The following is a 21,370-nucleotide window of genomic DNA, read 5'->3' on the forward strand; positions in this document are numbered from 1 at the left end:
GGAAATTTTGAAAACAGGAAAAGTAATAAAAGTTTCCGGTCCGCTAGTTGTTGCGAGTGGCATGGAAGAAGCCGCTGTTTATGATGTGGTGGAAGTTTCTAAAGATAGATTAATAGGTGAAATCATCGAAATGAGAGGCGACGAAGCCTCAATACAGGTTTACGAAGAAACTACAGGTATTGGGCCTGGAGACGATGTAGTAACAACAGGAGCTCCACTATCTGTTGAACTTGGACCGGGACTTATCGAGCAAATGTTTGATGGTATTCAAAGACCACTACAATCACTTCAAGATGTAGCGGGAGACTTCTTGACAAAGGGTGCAGAAGTTAAAAACTTAAATAGAGAAAAGCTATGGGAGTTTGTTCCGGTTGCTAAAGTTGGAGATGAAGTAGTTGAAGGTGATATAGTAGGTACTGTTCAAGAAACAGAAGTAATAAACCATAAGATAATGGTGCCTATAGGTGTATCCGGAAAAATAAAAGACATAAAAAGTGGCAGTTTTCACGTAGACGATACAGTATATGTACTTGAAACTGAAAACGGCGAAAAAGAATTTAATATGATTCAAAAGTGGCCAGTTAGAAGGGGAAGAAAGACAAAAGGTAAAATAGACCCTAACACTCCTCTTATAACAGGACAAAGAGTAATAGATACATTTTTCCCAATAACTAAGGGTGGTACAGCAGCTATACCGGGGCCGTTCGGTTCAGGAAAGACAGTTGTACAACATCAACTTGCTAAATGGGCAGATGCTCAAGTGGTTGTTTATGTAGGTTGTGGAGAACGTGGTAACGAGATGACAGACGTTCTTATGGAGTTCCCAGAGCTAATCGATGAAAAGACTGGGCAATCAATAATGAAACGTACAGTGCTTATAGCAAACACTTCAAACATGCCGGTAGCGGCGCGTGAAGCCTCAATCTATACAGGTATAACTATCTCAGAATACTATAGAGACATGGGTTATTCTGTTGCAATGATGGCGGACTCAACATCTCGTTGGGCGGAAGCTCTTCGTGAAATGAGTGGTCGTTTGGAAGAAATGCCTGGTGATGAAGGTTATCCAGCATACTTAGCTTCTCGTGTAGCTGAGTTCTATGAAAGAGCTGGTCGTGTAACTTGTTTGGGTTCAGACGACAGAGAAGGAGCACTTTCAGTAATAGGAGCAGTTTCTCCTCCAGGGGGAGATATTTCAGAGCCAGTAACTCAATCCACACTTAGAATAGTAAAAATATTCTGGAAGTTAGACTATGACCTATCATATAGACGTCACTTCCCAGCAATCAACTGGATAGAGTCTTATTCTCTATACCAAACAAAGATGGACAAGTATTTTGATTCTGAAATAGATTCAGAATTTTCAAGAAATAGAAAAAGAGCAATGGCTTTACTACAAGAAGAGTCATCACTTCAAGAAATTGTGCGTTTAGTAGGTCGTGATTCACTATCAGAACAAGACCAATTAAAGCTTGAAGTTGCAAAATCTCTTCGTGAAGATTATTTACAACAAAATGCTTTCCATGAAGTAGATACATTCTGCTCACTTGAAAAGCAAAACAAGATGATGAGAGTAATCTTGGCATTCTATGACAAGGGACTTGAAGGAATAGAAGATGGAGTATACTTGTCAGAAATAGAAAAGATGGCAGTAAGAGAACGTATAACAAGAATGAAGTACGTTCCAGAAGAAGAAATATCTTCTTTAGATACAATCATAGAAGATATTGAAAGTGAAATTAGATCACTTTCTCCTAATGCAGAAAAAGGGGGTACTGTAAATGCTTAAAGAATATAAGTCTGTTACAGAGGTAGTAGGCCCTCTAATGGTTGTTGAGGGAGTTAGTGGAGTTCAATACGAAGAGCTTGTAGATATTGAACTACAAACTGGAGAGAGACGTCGTGGTCGTGTAATAGAAATCGAAAGAGACAAGGCCATGGTTCAAATCTTCGAAGGTTCAACAGGTATAAACTTACAAGATACTAAAGTTAGATTTTTGGGACACCCTCTTGAACTTGGAGTTAGTCCGGACATGATTGGTCGTGTATTTGATGGACTTGGAAATCCTATAGATGATGGTCCGAAGATAATACCAGAAGCAAAGATAGATATAAACGGTACTGCTATAAATCCAGTATCTCGTGACTATCCATCAGAGTTTATTCAAACCGGGATATCAGCTATAGATGGTCTTAACACTTTGGTTCGTGGTCAAAAGTTACCTATATTCTCAGGTGCCGGGTTGCCTCACAACAATGTTGCCGCTCAAATAGCTAGACAAGCTAAGGTACTTGGTAAAGACGATAAATTTGCGGTAGTATTTACTGCGATGGGAATCACTTTTGAAGAAGCTCAATTCTTTATAGATGACTTCAAAGAAACCGGAGCGATAGATAGAGCTGTATTGTTTATGAACTTGGCAGATGACCCTGCAATAGAAAGACTTGCAACTCCAAAGATGGCACTTACTTGTGCAGAGTATTTGGCATTTGAACTTGGAATGCATGTCTTGGTAATCATGACAGACATGACTAACTATGCAGAGGCTCTTCGTGAGGTTTCAGCGGCTCGTAAGGAAGTTCCAGGACGTAGAGGTTATCCGGGATATCTATATACAGACCTTGCGGGAATATATGAAAGAGCTGGAAAGATAAAGGGAAGAAATGGTTCAATCACACAAATTCCTATTTTGACAATGCCGGAAGACGATATAACACATCCAATCCCAGACCTTACAGGGTATATTACTGAAGGACAGATAATTCTTTCAAAAGAATTGTATAAAAAGGGAATTGAACCTCCAATAAATGTAATACCTTCACTTTCACGTTTGAAAGACAAGGGTATTGGAGCAGGTAAAACTCGTGAAGACCATTCAGGTACAATGAACCAAATCTACGCAGCTTACACATCTGGAAAAGAAGCAAAAGAACTTTCTGTAATTTTGGGTGAATCTGCTCTTTCAGAAGCTGATAAAGCTTTTGCTAAATTTGCAGATGCGTTTGAAAAAGAATATGTCAGCCAAGGATACTATTCAAATAGAAGTATTGAAGACACTCTAAATACCGGTTGGGATTTACTAAAGATAATTCCAAGAACGGAACTTAAGAGAATTGATGATAAATACATTGATAAATATCTTGGAAAGACAGATTCTAATGCAACTTCTGAAAATAAAGAAGAACACAAGAGAGTGGTAAACAAATCTATTGAAGAGATAGATAAGATTAGAGCTGACCAATCAAAAGCAGCTGCACAAGCTACTTTAAATGATATAAAGGGACATGATCCAGTAAGTCAAGACAGAAAGTAGGGATAGCATGGCAAGATTAAATGTAAGTCCTACCAGAATGAATATGACTAATCTAAAGGGTAGGCTTACCACATCTAAGAGAGGTCACAAACTCTTAAAAGATAAGCAAGACGAACTTATGAGAAGATTCATTGACTTAATAAGAGAAAATAAAAAATTAAGAGAAGAAGTCGAAGAAGAATTGCACAGAGCCTTTGCTAACTTTTTATTGGCATCATCTTCAACTGATCCAAAGATGTTAGAGGCGGCAGTTTCTTTTCCGACGCAAGCTATAGAATTAGATATAGAAATTGAAAATGTAATGAGTGTGTTTATTCCTAATATGAAATTTGAAACCAAAAAACTCACAGAGGCGGGTTCAATCTATCCATACGGATATGCTCAAACCACATCGGATTTGGATGAAGCAATAGACGGCTTAAACAGAGTGCTTGAAAGATTACTTGAACTTGCACAAATGGAAAAGTCAGCTCAATTGATGGCAGATGAAATAGAAAAGACAAGACGTAGAGTAAATGCACTTGAGTACAAGACCATCCCAGATTTATCCGAAACAGTTTCTTATATAAGAAGTAAATTGGATGAAAATGAAAGAGCGAGCATCACTCGCCTGATGAAAGTAAAAGATATAATTTCAAAAGAAGAGAGTAAGCAACCAAAGAAAGAATCTGATTTCCATAGCTTTGATTTGGCAAATTAAATAAATTTTAAAATATCTGTTAGTAGAAATACTCAACAGATATTTTTGCTTCAATGATAAGTAGTTTAAGTTAGAAAAATTACATTCTCTTTTTTATTCGATAATTTATCATAACAAGTGCAACATAAATAAACTCATAGCTAATCAGCTGTGTTAATATGTAAGTGACCAAACAAAACATATTAAAAGGAGTGATTAACTATGAGCTATAACCATCTTACCATAGAAGAAAGATCTTGTATTTACCAATTTTTAAATTTAGGAATGAGTATAAGGAAAATTGCACAAGCACTTAAAAGGTCACCTAGTACAATATCTAGAGAAATTAAAAGAAATTCATCTAAGATAAAAGTTAGTAGGGGAAGTTACACTAAGTACTTCCCGATAAAGGCAAATGATAAATATATTGATAGAAGAAAAAGACTGCCATAGAAAAAGTAAATTTTCTAAAGATGTTATTGATTATTTAACTGTAAAGATTAACGAACATTGGTCCCCTGAACAAATATCAAATAGAAACACAAATGAGATTCATGAATTACCATCTACATCAACGATATATAGAATGATACACGCCAAAAAGCTGCCAAAAACTAGTATGAAAAATTTGAGAAGAAAAGCTAAATTTAAAAGGCCAGCAGAAAAAGAGGAAAATTCAATGATAAAGGTAGAACAATTAAGAAAAGACCTAAAGAGATATACAGAAGGCAAGAATTAGGCCACTGGGAAGCAGATACAGTGGAATCAGGCAGATTAGATCATAAAAGGAAAAGTAGATGTTGTTTCGTAACTTTAGCAGAAAGAAAATCTAGATATTATATAGCAATCCTAGTTGAAAATAGAAAGTCGGAAAGCGTAACACCAGCAATAATAAATGCATTAAAAAGATTATCCAAAAGAATTAGTAAAAACAATAACCTTTGATAGAGGTAAAGAATTTTCAGAATTTGAGAAAATAGAAAAAGAATTAGGATGCAAAACTTATTTTTGTGATCCCTATTGTGCATGGCAAAAAGGTACAAATGAAAATAGTAACGGACTTTTGAGGGAGTTTTATCCTAAGGGTATGGATTTATCAGAAGTGAATATTGATGAATTAAATTATAACTTAAGTTTAATGAATAATAGACCTAGAAAATGTATAAAATATAAAACACCTAAAGAAGAACTTTTTGGTCTCTTACCATAGGTGTTGCATTTGATTTGACAATTCGTCTATATAAAATAATAGGATATTTATTTTCTCTCTTTTCCATCTCAATATCATTAATACTTACCTTGAAATTTGGAATTTGAATATTTACTTTTTGTGTTTCCATAGCCTGAACCCGTTTAGTCACCATCAATATGCAACACAATATTATAAACTTAGTTTTGTTATTCACTTTCTCTCTCCTTTATCAAATCATATCTTATTTTGATTAGTTAAATCTTATAGTTATATTTTCTTCATTTCTCGCTTTATATAAAATCCAAATTTTTCTTATAATTTTATTTAATAATTAATTCACACTTATTTTAACTAAATAACATTAAAATTTTTTAAATTTTATACTCTATACTATCGTTTTCTCTTATTCATTTTAGTATAGTAAATAAAATATATACCATCAATATTTTATTAATTTTTTTCAGCATCTAATTAAATTGAGTGAAATTAAGGCTTTATAATATATTTCTAATGTTGTTTTAAGAATGACGAATTGTCAAATCAAATGCAACACCTATGGTAAGAGACCAAAAAAGTTCTTCTTTAGGTGTTTTATATTTTATACATTTTCTAGGTCTATTATTCATTAAACTTAAGTTATAATTTAATTCATCAATATTCACTTCTGATAAATCCATACCCTTAGGATAAAACTCCCTCAAAAGTCCGTTACTATTTTCATTTGTACCTTTTTGCCATGCACAATAGGGATCACAAAAAATAAGTTTTGCATCCTAATTCTTTTTCTTATTTTCTTCAAATTCTGAAAATTCTTTACCTCTATCAAAGGTTATTGTTTTTACTTAATTCTTTTTGGATAATCTTTTAATTGCATTTATTATTGCTGGTGTTACGCTTTCCGACTTTCTATTTTCAACTAGGATTGCTATATAATATCTAGATTTTCTTTCTGCTAAAGTTACGAAACAACATCTACTTTCCTTTTATGATCTAATCTGCCTGATTCCACTGTATCTGCTTCCCAGTGGCCTAATTCTTGCCTTCTGTATATCTCTTTAGGTCTTTTCTTAATTGTTCTACCTTTATCATTGAATTTTCCTCTTTTTTCTGCTGGCCTTTTAAATTTAGCTTTTTCTTCTCAAATTTTTCATACTAGTTTTTGGCAGCTTTTTTGGCGTGTATCATTCTATATATCGTTGATGTAGATGGTAATTCATGAATCTCATTTGTGTTTCTATTTGATATTTGTTCAGGGGACCAATGTTCGTTAATCTTTACAGTTAAATAATCAATAACATCTTTAGAAAATTTACTTTTTCTTATGGCAGTCTTTTCTTCTATCAATATATTTATCATTTGCCTTTATCGGAAAGTACTTAGTGTAACTTCCCCTACTAACTTTTATCTTAGATGAATTTCTTTTAATTTCTCTAGATATTGTACTAGGTGACCTTTTAAGTGCTTGTGCAATTTTCCTTATACTCATTCCTAAATTTAAAAATTGGTAAATACAAGATCTTTCTTCTATGGTAAGATGGTTATAGCTCATAGTTAATCACTCCTTTTAATATGTTTTGTTTGGTCACTTACATATTAACACAGCTGATTAGCTATGAGTTTATTTATGTTGCACTTGTTATGATAAATTATCTATAAAAATATAACTTACTTTCCAATGACATATAAAAATTCAAGATTTTTAGGAGTGAATACTTTTTGGGATAAAGATACAAGAACTTTAAAAATAGAAAGTGATGCGCCTAAAGGAGATTATTATAGATATATTGGAAGAAGAAATAAAAATTATGATGTAGCTAAGCAAGCAGATTTCAATGTAGTTGTCAATGGAAAGGATATAGATAATAAAAATGAAAAATTTCCTTTGTTAGTATATAGAGATGTGACATATTTTCCGTTGACATGGAGATTTTGTAATGATGAATTTAATTGGGAGTATAGTTTTGATAAAGATTTAGGCTTGAGAATAAGTTCTAAAAAAATAATTATAAAAGAGATACTTTAAATATAAGTGAATACAACACTAATTTTAGAGAATACTATTTTTCAAAAGAAATAGGAGGAATAAACTACTTAGTAGGAAGAAATAGAAAGAATTCAAATATAATAATTTCTAAGGTTGATAACGGTAAAGATATTGAAGTAAAAGATGTAAATAAAAATGGAAGCAATTTAGTTTTAGACAATAATAATTTATATTTTACAGTGGATTATGAGACTCAAAAAACTGTTAATTGCTTAAATTTAATAGATATGGAAGAGAAAGAAATATTAAGGTTTGATGTTAATAAATGGGACCCTATATTAATGACAGCACTTAATGGAAATATTTACTATAAAACTTCCATAGAAAATGGAGCCTTATTCAATCAAAATAGAAAGAAATTAAATAGAGAAGGTTCTCTAACAGGTTTGAGAAAAGTAAATAATTATGTATTTGCAACTTTTGATAAAGGTGACAATTTAATAGTCTTTGATAAAAATCAAAGCATAGTTGCAAGTATAAAGGGGAATATAGATGTTAAAACAGTTAGTGTTTTAGATGGAGTATTGACATTTAAGGATGAAGATACTGGGTTGATAAGAGAAGTAAAGTTTAATATTTAATAATTAAAGTCCGTCGGAGAAATTCGGCGGATTTTAGTTATGAAAGAATACTAAAGTATAAAATTAAAGGCTCTATAATATCTGTTGGGGAGTAAATCTCTAACAGATATCATAGAGCCACTTTTAAAATAAGTTTGATCAGTAAATAAGAAATAATAATAGACTTAGCTGATTTATAAGGCTAATATTTACAATAAAATAATAAAAAATTCGATACCCTTATCAAATATCTCAGAGAAAAGGTATCGAATTTTTTTATTTTAATGATTATCTGATTTTAGCAACTTCTTCTGTTAAAAGTCTAATGTAGAATAGTCCATCATTACCCTTAACTATTTCGTATCCTTTGTTAAAGTCGCTGATATGATTTAAAGCTGCAAATATTGCAGAGATTTTTGTATTGTACCCTGCTGTTAATTCTGGTTTTAATCTCTCTGGTGCAGGTTTGTTATTTTCTTGTTTTCTATTTAAATTTTTTACTCTTTCTTCATCTGCTTTTTCTTGAGTTTGAGCATTTTTGATGTGTTCTGGTCTAAGATTATTATAGGCATATACATTTCCAAATGAGGATCCACCTAAAAATAGTACACCTGATAAGGCTAAAACTGCTGCTTTTTTCTTGAAATTATTCTTCATATTTTCTCCTATTTATGATTAAATTTATAATCACCTCTTGATGACATTATTATAATAATTAGAAAATCGTGAATTGTCAAGTCAAGTGCAACAAACGCTAACTTATCCTATACACCTCATTTAACTTTATACTTACAATGTATTATGATTCAAAACAAACAAATATACTAATAACCCCCTAGGGGGTTCGCACCAAATTTTTGGCGCGTTTTTTCTTTTAATTGACTTTCCATAAAATCCCATTACCCAGCCAGTAATTGTTCCAACAGCTCATTTGCACTTAAGAAGCCTAATAGTTTTCTTGGACGGTTATTAATAGCAGTTACATATCGTTGGAGTTCTTCGTCAGTCAACGAATTGAACGATTGCCCTTTTGGTAAAAACTCTCGCATAAGCCCGTTAAAATGCTCATTTGTCCCTCTCTCGTGAGAAGAATAAGGATGTGCATAAAACACATCTTCTATGCAGTTTAATTCTCCTAATTTAGAAAATTCTGCACCATTATCAGCTGTAATGGTTTTAAAGTCCAAATTTGGAAATTCTTTAACGACTTTATTAATTTCATGATTCACAAGACTTGCAGACTTAAACGGTAACTTTCTAGCAATCGCAAATCTACTTACTCTTTCAACAAGCGTAAGCAAAACTGTTTCGTTAATAAACTTCTTTCCAATCATCAAATCAACTTCCCAATGACCAAATTCTGTTCGATTTTAAATAATTTTAGGACGTTCATCAATGGATTTACCAGCTAGACGTTTATGAGTTGATGGGCGTTTTTTCGTTCTTGGTTTCATTCTAGTAGCACGTGGTAAATCTATTGGTTTCACTTCTAAAAAATCTTGATGAATATAGTTATAAAGAGTTTTAGTGCTTAGAATCACTTCATCTTCGCATTCTTTCTCATATCTTTTTACAAATGATTCAACACTATGAATACGAACTTCTTCCTTCATTTCTTTTGTAAAATTTGTTAAAAATCGTTTAGAAGTCTTTTTTAGCTTTAGAAAATACGATTTCTTTCGTTTATTTTTATAATGTTCTTGACTTGTTTCAGCGAAATATTCCTTATAATAAATAACCTTTTCGTTTTTGATTTTCATTTGTGTAACAGTTCCACGTTTTAATTCACGACTAATCGTAGAACGATTTCTACCAAGTTCTCGTTCAATTTCTGATTTAGATTTTCCTTGTTTATGAAGTACCTCGATTTTTCCCCTTTCAATAGTTGAAAGATGATTATAAGATGATTTTGTGGTACTATTTTCTTTAGACATAACTATCGCTCTTATGCTTTATTTTCGTCGACTTAAGTATATCAGATAGTTATGTCTTTTTGTTGCACTTCATTTTACAATTCAGCATTTCTTCAGAGATCCAGACAGAAAGAGAACTACAAGAGAAGAATACCTAAGTGCTATTCCAGAAAAGTACAAAAAGCATTTAGATATTTAGCAGAAAAATGATTTCTAAATCCATGTGAAAGTGCATGGATTTAATTTTTAAATGATTAGAGTATTAAATCGTTGCAAAAAGCTGACAATATTTTAATTTAGTGATAAAATCAAAATACTAAGGGAGTGGTTATATGATAGAGAATTACAGCAAAGAACTTCCATACAACTGGACTGGAAGGATAGATTCAGTAGACGATTATGACTCATTTAGATGGCATCAATGGGTTGAGATAATAGATTTAAACGATGAGAGTTTAGAGCCTTTTGAGGGTGAATTTGGAATTGGCATCTTAGGTTTCGAATGTGATTGGGGAATAGAATATAACAAGGGAAGAGTTGGAGCTGCCAACGGACCTAAGAGCATTAGAAAAGAACTTTCTAAATTGCCATGTGATTTTCCGAAAGAAGTGAAAATTTTCGATTGTGGAAATGTATATGTTCAAGGTATTAGTTTAGACGAAGGTCAAAAATGTTTGGCTAAAGCAGTGGACAGAATGTTGGATTTGAATTTAAAACCTATTCTTTTAGGTGGAGGTCATGAAACAGCATTTGGACACTACCAAGGACTTTTTGATAAGTATGCAAAGTCAAATAAGTTGGGGATAATAAACTTTGACGCACATTTTGATTGCAGACCTTATGAAGAAAACGGCCCATCATCTGGGACTATGTTTAGACAAATTCACGACATGAACAAAGAGAAAGGTTTGGATTTTAATTATTTGCCAATAGGAATACAAAAGCATTCCAACACAGTGAGTTTGTTTAATTTTGCAAAGGATGCAGGTGTAGAATACATTTTAGCTAAAGATATAGTGAACGGACAAATTTATAAATTGTTTGACAGCATAGATAAATTCACAAGGAAGATGGATTCTATATATGTGACAATTTGTTCTGATGTATTTTCAAGTTCCTACGCACCAGGTGTAAGTGCTCCACAACCTTTGGGATTGGATCCGGAAGTGGTAATTATAATACTTAAGCATATTTTACAAACAGGTAAAGTGGTGAGCTTTGATATAGCTGAAGTATCACCAAGATATGACAAAGACAATGCTACAGCCAGTCTTGCAGCAGTGTTGATATACAGCGTAGTGAGCGAGATGGTTGAAATAAATTTTAACTAGGGGGAAGAAATGACAGATATAGTAAAGCCTTCAACACTTCCAGGGTTTATGGAATTGTTGCCGAGAGAACAAATACTTTTTAATGAGATGTTGGACACTATAAAGAGAAACTATGAGAAGTATGGATTCTTGCCATTGGATACTCCGGTAATTGAAAAGAGTGAAGTACTTCTTGCAAAGGGTGGCGGAGAGACAGAGAAACAAATCTATAGATTCCAAAAGGGAGATACAGATATGTCTCTTAGATTTGATCTTACAGTGCCTTTGGCAAGATATACAGTAGAGCACTTTAGCGATCTATCTTTTCCATTTAAAAGATACCAAATAGGAAAGGTGTATCGTGGAGAAAAAGCTCAAAAGGGAAGATTTAGAGAATTTTACCAATGCGATATTGACACAATAGGAAATGAAAAACTTAGCATTTTAAACGATGCAGAGTTCCCTGTTGTAATTTATCACACATTCAAAGACCTTGGATTTGATAAATTTGTTATAAAGATAAATAACAGAAAAATATTAAATGGTTTTTACAGAGCATTGGAGATAGAAGATACAGTTTCTGTGCTTAGAACTGTAGATAAATTGGATAAAATAGGAGTTGCAAAAGTTAAAGAAGAACTTTTAGAGATAGGAGTTTCTTCTGAAAATGCGGATAAGATTTTAGATTTTATAACTATTGATGGAACAAATGCTGAAGTCATAGCTAAATTGGAAAGCTTTGAAATTGAAAATGAAACTTTCAAAGAGGGAGTTGCAGAGCTAAAGACAGTTATAGAATGCATTGGTGGATATGGAGTTCCAGAGAGCAACTATAAAGTTGACTTAAAAATAGCGAGGGGACTTGATTACTACACTGGCACAGTGTATGAAACAGAACTTGTAGACTATCCTGAAATAGGTTCAGTTTGCTCAGGCGGAAGATATGAAAACCTTGCAAGCTACTACACAGATAGAAAACTTCCAGGAGTTGGACTATCAATAGGTCTATCAAGACTTTTCTACCAACTTAACCAAGCTAAAATAATCGGAGCTAAGAAGGAAAGTCTAACTGATGTAATGGTTATACCTATGGACGACTATGAAATGGATAGTATAAAACTTGCAGCAAAATTACAAGAAGCAGGAATAGCTACTACTGTTTACACAGAAAAAGCTAAGTTAGGTAAGAAATTTAAATATGCAGACTCTTTAAACATTCCATACACTATAGTAGTTGGAGAGAATGAAGTTAAGACTGGCGAATATGCTATAAAAGATATGGTTAAGCAAGAACAAGAAAGTTTGACAGTAGAACAGATAATAGCAAGATTAAAATAGAAGAGAGTCCGGCGAAAAATCGTCGGATTTTTTATATGCAAATTTAAAATCAAAAGATAAAAGAGACCTAAATAGGCCTCCTAAAATAAATTTAATAAGTAATTTAAAATTGCGAAAATTAGTCAGCTAATTTTTTTAAGAAAGGATATACAATTCCAGCTCCAATGGCGCCGAAAAGTCCTTGTAATAAATTTGGAATTAGGGCGGCTATAGCAGCTTCAGAAGTATATCTCAAAATTCCGAACTCGTATACAAAATATCCAACTGGCATAAATAGACAAGCTATTCCAAAAGCCAAGAAGGGATTTAGCTTAAAGCCCTTTAAAAGTTTAAATGCTATAAGAGCTTCTATAGCTTTGATGATTAAAGTTGCAGGTGCATAAAGACTGTATCCAAGTAAGATATCAGCAAGAGCACATCCAATTCCCGCAGCAGCCGTATTGTATGCGAAAGGTAAAAGTGCAGCCGCTAAGAATACAGCTATTTCAGACGCATTTACATATCCCTTTGTAGCTGGAATGGGAATGTTTATAACCATGGTTGTCACGGTTACGATTGCCATGAAAAGAGCTGTACGAGTTAATAACTTAATGTTCATAAAAAAACCTCCATATTGTTCTAATATAATTATATGGAGGAGATACTATTTTTACAATAGATTCTATAAAAGCGGATTTTTAGCAATAAGCACAATTGCGGTGAGAGTTAGCACGACATCATCATTTTGATTCATAGATACCATGTCAAACTTGACTACACCATGTGGCTTTTGTGAAGGCGTGATTTCTGAAACTGTGATAGTTGAGTGGAGTTCATCATCCACAAACACCGGACTTAACCATCTGATTTTGTCCATGCCTATTCCTGCTATCACTCCGGGTTCGTCAGTCTTGGTTTTAACCCATTCTCCCCAACATACATTTAAGGTCATAAGTCCGGAAGCAAATAATTTTCTAAAACGAGTTTTGCTTGCGGCTTCTTTATCTATATGAAAAGGACGTGGATCATATTCTTTGGCATGTCTAATAATGTGTTCTTCAGTAATCTTAACAGGAGCTACATCAAACTTTTGTCCCACATAATAATCTTCTAAATACATAATTCACCTCTAATAAAAGATACCCTTGAAGAATTTAAAATAACTTTTTAGGAGAATAAGTTACTTACAGGGGTATGTAGTATATAATTTATAAATAGAGGTATTTTATAATTTAAATTTAATTCTAAAAACTAAAACATATTAAGATTTATACGAATGAATAAAAATTTAGATTTAAGGAGAAGAGATGTTAATTAGAAAAAAAGTACTTACAATAGCTGGAAGTGATTCAAGCGGAGGAGCTGGCATTCAAGCAGATATAAAGACAATGCTTACAAATGGAGTCTATGCAATGAGTTGTATAACGGCGCTGACAGCTCAAAACACAACGGGAGTTAGCAATATTATGGAAGTAAGTCCGGAATTTTTGGACAGCCAATTAGAGAGTGTGTTTGAAGATATATTTCCAGATGCAGTCAAGATAGGTATGGTTTCAAGTTCGGAGTTGATAGAAGTGATAGCTAAGAATTTGAAAAAATATTCTGCCAAAAATATTGTAGTTGATCCTGTGATGGTGGCGACAAGTGGCTCGAGTTTAATTCAGACTGAGGCAGTCAAAGCTTTAAAAGAAAAATTATTTCCACTTGCAGATTTGATAACACCGAACTTTCAAGAAGCAGAAGTTCTGTCCGGAAAAGAAATAAATAGCATAGAAGACATGGTTGAAGCTGCAAAATTAATCTATGAAGAATCAAATGTGGCTGTGCTTTTAAAAGGTGGGCATTTAGACGACAGTTGCGACGATTTGCTGTACGATGGGGAAGAAACTTGGTTTAGAGGCAAAAAGATAGCTAACCAAAACACACACGGAACTGGATGTACTCTTTCATCAGCCATAGCCTCTAACTTGGCAAAGGGACATTCGCTTGCAGACTCTATATATTTGGCGAAATTATATTTAAATAACCTATTGATGAGAAAGTTGGACTTGGGAAGTGGGAGCGGACCTTTAGACCATGGATACTTTATAGCTGAATAAAAACTTTAAAATGGCGAGGGCTTATGGATATAGAGAATATATTAAAATCAAAATTTTATTTTTGGGAAGCTTTAACAGATACAGAAAAGAATACTATAGTGGATAACACTTTTTTGGTTGATTGTACTATTTATGGCGACAGGAGTAATAAAAGTATTTGCATACCACATGATGATAATAGGGATTGTGGCGGCAGTGACAAATGGTGTGCCGGTGAGCACTTCTATAAATAATGACGGACGAAATGCTTTAGATAGCTATGAAAATAAATCTCATAGAGTGTTAATACATGCGAGTTTGGTTGCGAGTGAAAGGTATTTAAAAGGTGTGAGCGGAAATATATGGTCAGAGAAAGAATTAAAAGTTTTATTCGATTCTGATAGCATGAAGTATTTAGAATTTAGCGCTTTTATGGTAGATTATTATTCAGAGCGTGGGGATTTTAAAAAGGCGGAAGAGATAGCAGAAGAATCTGTTTCAAAACCTGTGTTATCTTCTGAATTGCAAAGACAAGTCTTAATAGGAGAAGTTCTGTTTTTTTAAACTTCTAAACAGAAATGAAGAAGCTATAGAAAAATATAACACCAAGGAATTTAAGAAATTTAGGAAAAGAGTTTTAAAGGCGCTTATAAATAGATTTCATATAGAATATGCCTTTGCACTGTATGAACGAGACTATGAAAAAGTGGAGAAAATAAAAAAAGAATTTGAAAGTTATAGGATGAGTTATCCATTTGAAGGCCAAAGTATTGGCATTTCAAAATTAATGTAATATGCTAAAAAGTTAGGTGAGAGATGAGTATTTTAACGGTAAAAAATTTAAGTCATCAGTATGGCGGAAGAGAAATATTAAATGATGTAAATTTCAGATTGTTGCAAGGTGAGCACGTTGGTCTTGTAGGGCCTAACGGAGAGGGAAAGAGCTCATTTATGAATATCATAACTGGAAAATTGATTCCAGAAGAGGGAGAAATAACTTGGGCCAAGAGAGTTAGAGTTGGATATTTAGACCAACACGCAACTTTCGTTGGAGGCTACACAGTTAGAGATGTTTTAAAGAGCGCATTTGCCCATCTATACGATTGGGAACAAGAGATAAATGACGCATATATGAAGATGGGCGAAGTTGGAGAAGAAGAGTTAAACGAGTTGATGGAAGAAGTGGGAACTCTACAAACTCTACTCGAGCAACACGATTTCTACATGATAGATTCCAAAGTAGAAGAAATTGCAAATGCATTTGAATTACACGACATAGGACTTGAAAAGAATTTTAAAGACCTATCAGGTGGTCAGAGATCTAAGATACTACTTGCAAAGTTGTTACTTGAAAAGCCAGATATACTTATGCTTGACGAGCCTACAAACTATCTTGATGAAAATCACATCGACTGGCTTAGAAACTATCTTGTAAACTACGACAATGCATTCATATTGATATCACACGACATAGACTTTTTAAATTCTGTAATAAATATAATTTACCATGTTGAAAACAAGGAATTGAACAGATACGTTGGAGACTATTCAGAATTTGAGAGATTAAGAGAGCTAAAGAAAAAGCAAATAGAAGCAGCATATAAAAAACAACAACAAGAAATTCAAGAGCTTGAAGACTTTGTTGCCAGAAATAAGGCGAGAATTGCCACTAGAAACATGGCTATGTCAAGACAAAAGAAATTGGATAAAATGGATATCATAGAACTTGCGAAGGAAAAACCAAAGCCGGAATTTAGATTCTTATCCACATCACAAATGTCCAAGTTGATTTTTGAAACCAAGGATTTAGTCATAGGCTATGATAAACCTCTTACGAAACCACTCAACTTGAGAATGGAGAGAGGAGACAGAATTGCTCTTGTAGGGCCAAACGGTACAGGAAAGAGTACATTGATTAAGACAGTTCTTGGAGAAGTAAAGGCTCTTTCAGGAAATATTCATCAAGGACAGAGCATCCAAGTTGGCTACTTCAAACAAGAGGAGTTTTATGAAGATAAAAAGACAGCCATTGATGAAGTTTGGGAGGAATATCCAAGTTGGAATCAAGCTGAAGTTAGAGCAGCACTTGCTAAATGTGGACTTATGACAGAACAAATAGAATCATTAGTTAAAGTTTTGAGCGGTGGGGAGCAAGCTAAAGTAAGACTTTGTAAGATACTTAACAGACCGGCAAATGTGCTTATGCTTGACGAGCCTACAAACCATTTAGACCCAGAAGCAAAAGACGAATTAAAAAGAGCAATTAAAGAATTTGATGGCGCAGTATTTTTAATAAGCCATGAGAGAGATTTCTATGAATCCATTGCCACAGAAATATGGAACATGGAAGATTTTAAAGAAGCTGAATAAAATATAGAGAGTAAATCCTAAGTGATTTGCTCTTCTTTATGTAATAAATTAAAAAATGGGTAATATAAAAATATAAAGTTAATATCGGAGGAATAAATATGTTAGAAATCGGAGCAAAAGCACCAGAATTTGAATTAGAAGACCAAAATGGGAAAGTACACAGATTAGAAGATTATAGAGGGAAAAAAGTTATACTATATTTTTATCCAAAAGATAATACACCGGGCTGTTCAATGCAAGCAGTTGGATTTTCAGAATTAAAAGCAGAATATGAAGATAAAAATGCAGTTGTTCTTGGAGTTAGCAAAGACAGTGTAAAATCACATAAGAATTTTGAAACCAAAAAAGATTTAAAAATAACAATCCTTTCAGATCCAGAACTAAAGACAATTAAAGACTATGATGTTTGGAAAGAAAAGACAATATTCGGAAAAACAGCCTTAGGAATAGTTAGAACAACTTATGTGATAGACGAAGAAGGAACAATAATATTTGCAAATGGCAAAGTAAAAGCTAAAGCCGACCCTAAAAATATGTTAGAGGAAATATAATGCACATAATTCTCTCTCCAACAAAGAAGATGAAATATGTAGATGGCCAAGAAATGAGTAAGTCTAAACTGATAGATAAGACAACAGAGATTTTAAAAGAGCTTCAAAACAAATCATATACAGAATTAAAAGATATTTGGAAATGTAATGATAAGTTGGCGGAACAAAACTATCAGAGAATAAAAAATATGTTTGAACAAAGACCTACTCCTGCGCTGTTTGCGTATGATGGAATAGTATTTAAAAATATTGCTCCAGAGACGCTGGAAAAAGAAGAGATAGACTATCTAACAGACCATTTGAGAATATTGTCAGGATTCTATGGAGTATTAAAACCTTTAGATGGAGTAGTTCCATACAGACTTGAAATGCAAGCAGAAATATCAATAGCAGATAAGAAAAACTTGTATGAATACTGGGCAGATACAATATATAAAGAGCTAAAGGCTCCAATTGTAAACTTAGCATCAAAAGAATATACAAAGGTCGTTGAGCCCTATATTCAAAATGGAGAAATGGTGACTTGCAGTTTCTATGAAATTGTATCAGGCAAACCAGTGCAAAAAGCAACCTATTCTAAAATGGCAAGAGGGGAAATGGTCAGATATTTAGCAGAAAATAAAGTTCAAACTGTAGAAGAGATAAAAAATTTTGATAGAAATGGATATATTTTTAATCCAGAGACTTCTACTGAAACGGAATATAATTTTTATAGATAGTTAAGAACTTTTAAAAAGAGTTAAGTTAGATAAATATTATCAAAGTAAATTATTCAAGAAATACCTTTGATAATTAATATTGAAATTATAAGGATTTTAAGACAGTCTTTTGCATATAAGATTGATAATATAATCTTAAATAGAAAATTCAAAAAAGAGTTAAGTTACATTAACTCTTTTTTCATGTTGATTTTTAATTTGTAAACTAAAAGAAAAATCCCGATGGCTACTAATATGAAACCGCAGATATGTATTGCCATCACAATAAATGGATCAACTCCACTTTGAATTAAACTATGTCTATTTGAAATTGAAAAGTAGCTCCATATAACTCCTAAAAATATTAGAAATATTGAGCCAAAGCTTCTGAAAAATCTGGCCCATTTGTATTATTTTTCATATAATCAGCTATATACATATACCCAATATGTACTTAAAGCATGTTATAATAATAAGGTATTAAGGGGAGAGATATTTGAATAATATAAAGACTATAAAAGAAATTGAAAGAAGTTTAATAAAGAGTTATAGGAAATATATATGGGTGCCTTTTGTCAAAGGAATTAATGAGTTTGATATGATTCAAGAGGGAGATAAGATAGCCGTTGCAATTTCAGGCGGAAAAGACTCTCTAACTTTGGCTAAATGCTTTCAAGAGCTAAAAAGACATGGGAAGATGCATTTCGATTTAGAATTTATAGCAATGGACCCAGGATATAATCAAGTGAATAGGGAAATGCTTGAATATAATTGTGAGAAGTTGGGTATTCCTGTAAAGGTGCACGATTCGGACGTGTTTGAGGTTTCTCAAAGACTGTCTGATGGATATCCTTGTTATATGTGTGCGAGGATGCGTAGGGGAAATCTATATGCGAAGGCACAAGAGCTTGGGTGCAATAAGTTGGCCTTGGGGCATCATTTTGATGATGTCATAGAGACTATAATGTTAAATATACTCTTTGCGGGGAATTATAAGACTATGATGCCAAAGCTTCATTCTCAAAATTTTGAGGGTTTAGAATTGATTAGGCCTATGTACTATGTAAGAGAAGAGTCTGTTCAAAGGTTTATGAATTCGACTGGACTAAGAGCTTTGGATTGTGCTTGTGAAGTAGCGGAGAAAAAGGAAGAAGGCTCTATGAGAGGTTATATTAAGAGCTTGATTCAAAAGGTGGAAGAGAAAAATCCTAATGCGGCTATCAGTATATTGAGATCGGCTGAAAATGTTGAATTAGGAGCTATTATTGGATATAAAGATAAAGACGGAAAGAAAATATCTTTTATGGAAGAATATTAGAGGTGAAGATTGAAATTTATATCGTGGAATGTAAATGGCTTAAGAGCAGCGATAAAAAAGGGGTTTGTTGAGAAACTTGCGCAGATGAATCCAGATATAATTGGACTTCAAGAGATAAAGCTTTCAGAAGGACAATTGGAACTTGAACTTGATGGATATGAATTATATTATAATTATGCACAGAGAAAAGGGTATTCGGGAACGGCAGTTTTTACAAAGTTAAAACCACTATCTGTAAATTATGGCATAGGAATTGAAGAGCATGACACAGAAGGACGTGTTATAACTCTTGAATTTGAAGATTATTATTTTATAACTTGTTATACTCCAAACTCAAAGAGAAAGTTAGAGCGTTTAGACTATAGAGTAGTTTGGGAAGATGCATTTAGAGAATATCTAAATGAGTTAGACAAGTCTAAGCCGGTTATTCTATGTGGGGACTTAAATGTTGCGCACAATGAAATCGACTTAGCTAATCCAGATACAAACCATAAGTCAGCAGGATTCAGTGATGAAGAGAGAGCTAAGTTCACTGAACTTTTAGAGAATGGTTATGTGGATACTTTCAGACATTTCTATCCGGATAAGGCGGAAGAATATAGTTGGTGGAGTAACTTCAACAATGCTCGTGAGAGGAACATAGGTTGGAGAATAGACTATTTTGTAGTTTCTGAAAGATTTGTAGATAGACTTGAAGATGCCAAGATACATCAAGGTATGATGGGTTCTGACCATTGTCCTGTAGAACTTATTTTAAAGTGAGGTAAGAATGAATAATTTATTAACTGAAAAAATACAAGAGAATTTATATTACATTGGTGTTAATGACAGAATAACACAGCTTTTTGAAGGAATGTGGCCTCTACCTGATGGAGTAGCATATAATGCATACTTACTTACAGGAGAAGTTAGCATTTGTATGGATGTTGTAAAGGATACTACGGTTCAAGGATTTTTAGAAAAATTATATGAAATTCTTGGCGACAAGGATCTTGACTATCTTGTAATCAACCACGTTGAACCTGACCATTCAAGCGGCATTGTAGAACTTCTTTCAATATATCCACACGTAAAGATAATCTGCAATAAAAAGACTGTTCCTCTACTTGAAAGCTATTATGGAATTACAGAAAACATAATTGAAGTAAAAGATGGAGAAGTTTTAAAACTTGGAGATAGAGAGCTTACTTTCTATATGACTCCAATGGTTCACTGGCCAGAGTCTATGGTTTGCTATGAAGAAGCTACAAAGACTTTATTTTCACAAGACATATTTGGTGGATTTGGTACATTAAACGGAGCTATTTTTGATGATGAAGTAAAATTTGACGATTATTACTTATCTGAAACAACAAGATACTTTATAAATATTGTTGGTAAATACTCCGGACAAGCTCTAAGAGCTCTTAACAAATTGGAAACTCTTGATATAAAGACAATCTGTCCTGTGCACGGAGTTGTTTGGAGAAAAGATCCTTCAAAGATTTTGGATTTATACACAAGACTTTCTAAACAAGAAGTTACTGATGGTGTTGTGATTATATACGGAAGTATGTATGGAAACACTGAAAGAATGGCAGAAGCTGTTGCTAAAGGTGTGGTTGAAGGTGGAATAAGCGACGTTAGAATTAGAGATATTTCAAAGACAAGTTTATCTTATCTTTTAGCTGATACATGGAAGTACAAGGGAGTAATCTTAGGTTCTTGCTCTTATAACAACAACATCTTCCCTCCAATGTCATTCTTATTAGAAGAATTGAAACATCAAAAGATGAAGAACAATGTTTGGGGATTCTTTGGTTCATTCTCATGGAGCGGTGGAGCAATGAAGAGATTCGACCAATTTGCAGAAGAAATGAAATGTGATGTTTTAGAAATCAAACCTGAAATAAAAGGTGCTGCAACTGACGAACAAATCCAAGAGTTAAAAGACCTTGGAAAAGAAATGGCTAAGAGAATCTTAGACGATAGAAATAAAAAAGAAGATTAATATAAAAAGGAAACAGTTGGGAAATATCTCAACTGT

General features: G+C 33.2%; 18 protein-coding genes and 3 pseudogenes. 16 read left to right on the plus strand and 5 right to left on the minus strand.

All coding sequences use genetic code 11. The features are described from left to right. Nucleotides 1-7: 7 nt before the first annotated feature. The 4 genes and pseudogenes from B8869_RS07400 to B8869_RS07415 all read left to right on the plus strand — a co-directional run bounded on the left by B8869_RS07400 (nucleotide 8) and on the right by B8869_RS07415 (nucleotide 5,203). Complete coding sequence (locus tag B8869_RS07400; protein WP_084230986.1) at nucleotides 8-1,789, plus strand: V-type ATP synthase subunit A; 1,782 nt, start codon at nucleotides 8-10, stop codon at nucleotides 1,787-1,789. Next, nucleotides 1,782-3,314, plus strand: coding sequence for a V-type ATP synthase subunit B (locus B8869_RS07405; protein WP_084230987.1), 1,533 nt, complete (start codon nucleotides 1,782-1,784; stop codon nucleotides 3,312-3,314). The genes B8869_RS07400 and B8869_RS07405 overlap by 8 nt, the downstream gene beginning before the upstream one ends. A 7-nt stretch (nucleotides 3,315-3,321) precedes the next feature. Next, a complete protein-coding gene (locus B8869_RS07410) occupies nucleotides 3,322-4,014 on the plus strand; it encodes a V-type ATP synthase subunit D (RefSeq protein ID WP_084230988.1) in 693 nt (230 codons plus the stop codon). A gap of 201 nt (nucleotides 4,015-4,215) precedes the next feature. Further along, a pseudogene (locus tag B8869_RS07415) lies at nucleotides 4,216-5,203 on the plus strand (IS30 family transposase). Between the two features lie 500 nt (nucleotides 5,204-5,703). On the opposite strand, the pseudogene B8869_RS12645 reads toward B8869_RS07415, so the two are convergent. Beyond that, nucleotides 5,704-6,734: pseudogene (locus B8869_RS12645) on the minus strand (IS30 family transposase). Nucleotides 6,735-6,890: 156 nt separating this feature from the next. Between B8869_RS12645 and B8869_RS07430 the strand changes: the two are divergent. Continuing rightward, nucleotides 6,891-7,208 carry a hypothetical protein gene (locus B8869_RS07430; RefSeq protein WP_234989790.1) on the plus strand — a complete coding sequence of 106 codons (318 nt, stop codon included), beginning with the start codon at nucleotides 6,891-6,893 and terminating at the stop codon, nucleotides 7,206-7,208. A gap of 248 nt (nucleotides 7,209-7,456) precedes the next feature. Then, nucleotides 7,457-7,810, plus strand: a complete 354-nt coding sequence (locus B8869_RS07435) for a hypothetical protein (protein ID WP_144017955.1) — start codon at nucleotides 7,457-7,459, stop codon at nucleotides 7,808-7,810. Between the two features lie 267 nt (nucleotides 7,811-8,077). On the opposite strand, the gene B8869_RS07440 is transcribed toward B8869_RS07435, so the two are convergent. Both B8869_RS07440 and B8869_RS07445 read right to left on the minus strand, forming a co-directional pair. Continuing rightward, a complete protein-coding gene (locus B8869_RS07440) occupies nucleotides 8,078-8,446 on the minus strand; it encodes a DUF5633 domain-containing protein (RefSeq protein ID WP_084230992.1) in 369 nt (122 codons plus the stop codon). Between the two features lie 242 nt (nucleotides 8,447-8,688). After that, nucleotides 8,689-9,723 (minus strand): annotated as a pseudogene (locus tag B8869_RS07445) (IS30 family transposase). 311 nt (nucleotides 9,724-10,034) lie between these two features. Here B8869_RS07445 and hutG point away from each other — a divergent pair. Both hutG and hisS read left to right on the plus strand, forming a co-directional pair. After that, nucleotides 10,035-11,033, plus strand: a complete 999-nt coding sequence (gene hutG, locus B8869_RS07450; protein WP_084230993.1) for a formimidoylglutamase — start codon at nucleotides 10,035-10,037, stop codon at nucleotides 11,031-11,033. Between the two features lie 9 nt (nucleotides 11,034-11,042). Further along, the gene (gene hisS, locus B8869_RS07455) at nucleotides 11,043-12,350 is read left to right on the plus strand and encodes a histidine--tRNA ligase (protein ID WP_084230994.1); all 1,308 of its coding nucleotides are present in this window, start codon (nucleotides 11,043-11,045) and stop codon (nucleotides 12,348-12,350) included. Between the two features lie 118 nt (nucleotides 12,351-12,468). Here hisS and B8869_RS07460 read toward each other — a convergent pair whose 3' ends face one another. Beyond that, the gene (locus B8869_RS07460) at nucleotides 12,469-12,948 is read right to left on the minus strand and encodes an ECF transporter S component (RefSeq protein ID WP_084230995.1); all 480 of its coding nucleotides are present in this window, start codon (nucleotides 12,946-12,948) and stop codon (nucleotides 12,469-12,471) included. A 63-nt stretch (nucleotides 12,949-13,011) separates the two neighbouring features. Beyond that, on the minus strand, nucleotides 13,012-13,449 hold the full coding sequence (locus B8869_RS07465) for a MaoC/PaaZ C-terminal domain-containing protein (RefSeq protein ID WP_084230996.1): 438 nt from the start codon (nucleotides 13,447-13,449) through the stop codon (nucleotides 13,012-13,014). A 187-nt stretch (nucleotides 13,450-13,636) separates the two neighbouring features. On the opposite strand from B8869_RS07465, the gene thiD reads away from it, so the two are divergent. The 8 genes from thiD (at nucleotide 13,637) to B8869_RS07505 (ending at nucleotide 21,334) form a co-directional block, all read left to right on the plus strand. Beyond that, nucleotides 13,637-14,428 (plus strand): bifunctional hydroxymethylpyrimidine kinase/phosphomethylpyrimidine kinase, encoded by a 792-nt coding sequence (thiD, locus tag B8869_RS07470; protein ID WP_084230997.1) that lies wholly within the window; start codon nucleotides 13,637-13,639, stop codon nucleotides 14,426-14,428. Nucleotides 14,429-14,560: 132 nt separating this feature from the next. Beyond that, complete coding sequence (locus tag B8869_RS07475) at nucleotides 14,561-14,971, plus strand: hypothetical protein (protein ID WP_084230998.1); 411 nt, start codon at nucleotides 14,561-14,563, stop codon at nucleotides 14,969-14,971. 252 nt (nucleotides 14,972-15,223) lie between these two features. Further along, the gene (locus tag B8869_RS07480; RefSeq protein ID WP_084230999.1) at nucleotides 15,224-16,777 is read left to right on the plus strand and encodes an ABC-F family ATP-binding cassette domain-containing protein; all 1,554 of its coding nucleotides are present in this window, start codon (nucleotides 15,224-15,226) and stop codon (nucleotides 16,775-16,777) included. 98 nt (nucleotides 16,778-16,875) lie between these two features. After that, nucleotides 16,876-17,328: a peroxiredoxin gene (locus B8869_RS07485; RefSeq protein WP_084231000.1), complete on the plus strand. Its 453-nt coding sequence runs from the start codon at nucleotides 16,876-16,878 to the stop codon at nucleotides 17,326-17,328. Then, a complete protein-coding gene (gene yaaA / locus B8869_RS07490; protein ID WP_084231001.1) occupies nucleotides 17,328-18,047 on the plus strand; it encodes a peroxide stress protein YaaA in 720 nt (239 codons plus the stop codon). Before B8869_RS07485 ends, yaaA begins: the two co-directional genes overlap by 1 nt. A gap of 475 nt (nucleotides 18,048-18,522) precedes the next feature. Then, the gene (locus tag B8869_RS07495; protein WP_084231002.1) at nucleotides 18,523-19,344 is read left to right on the plus strand and encodes a tRNA 2-thiocytidine biosynthesis TtcA family protein; all 822 of its coding nucleotides are present in this window, start codon (nucleotides 18,523-18,525) and stop codon (nucleotides 19,342-19,344) included. Nucleotides 19,345-19,353: 9 nt separating this feature from the next. Next, nucleotides 19,354-20,106, plus strand: coding sequence for an exodeoxyribonuclease III (locus B8869_RS07500; protein ID WP_084231003.1), 753 nt, complete (start codon nucleotides 19,354-19,356; stop codon nucleotides 20,104-20,106). 7 nt (nucleotides 20,107-20,113) lie between these two features. After that, entirely contained in the window at nucleotides 20,114-21,334 is a 1,221-nt protein-coding gene (locus B8869_RS07505; RefSeq protein ID WP_084231004.1) for an FprA family A-type flavoprotein, read from the plus strand. The last annotated feature ends 36 nt before the right edge of the window (nucleotides 21,335-21,370 follow it).

The sequence above is a fragment of the Peptoniphilus asaccharolyticus DSM 20463 genome (assembly GCF_900176115.1).
Lineage (GTDB): Bacteria > Bacillota > Clostridia > Tissierellales > Peptoniphilaceae > Peptoniphilus > Peptoniphilus asaccharolyticus.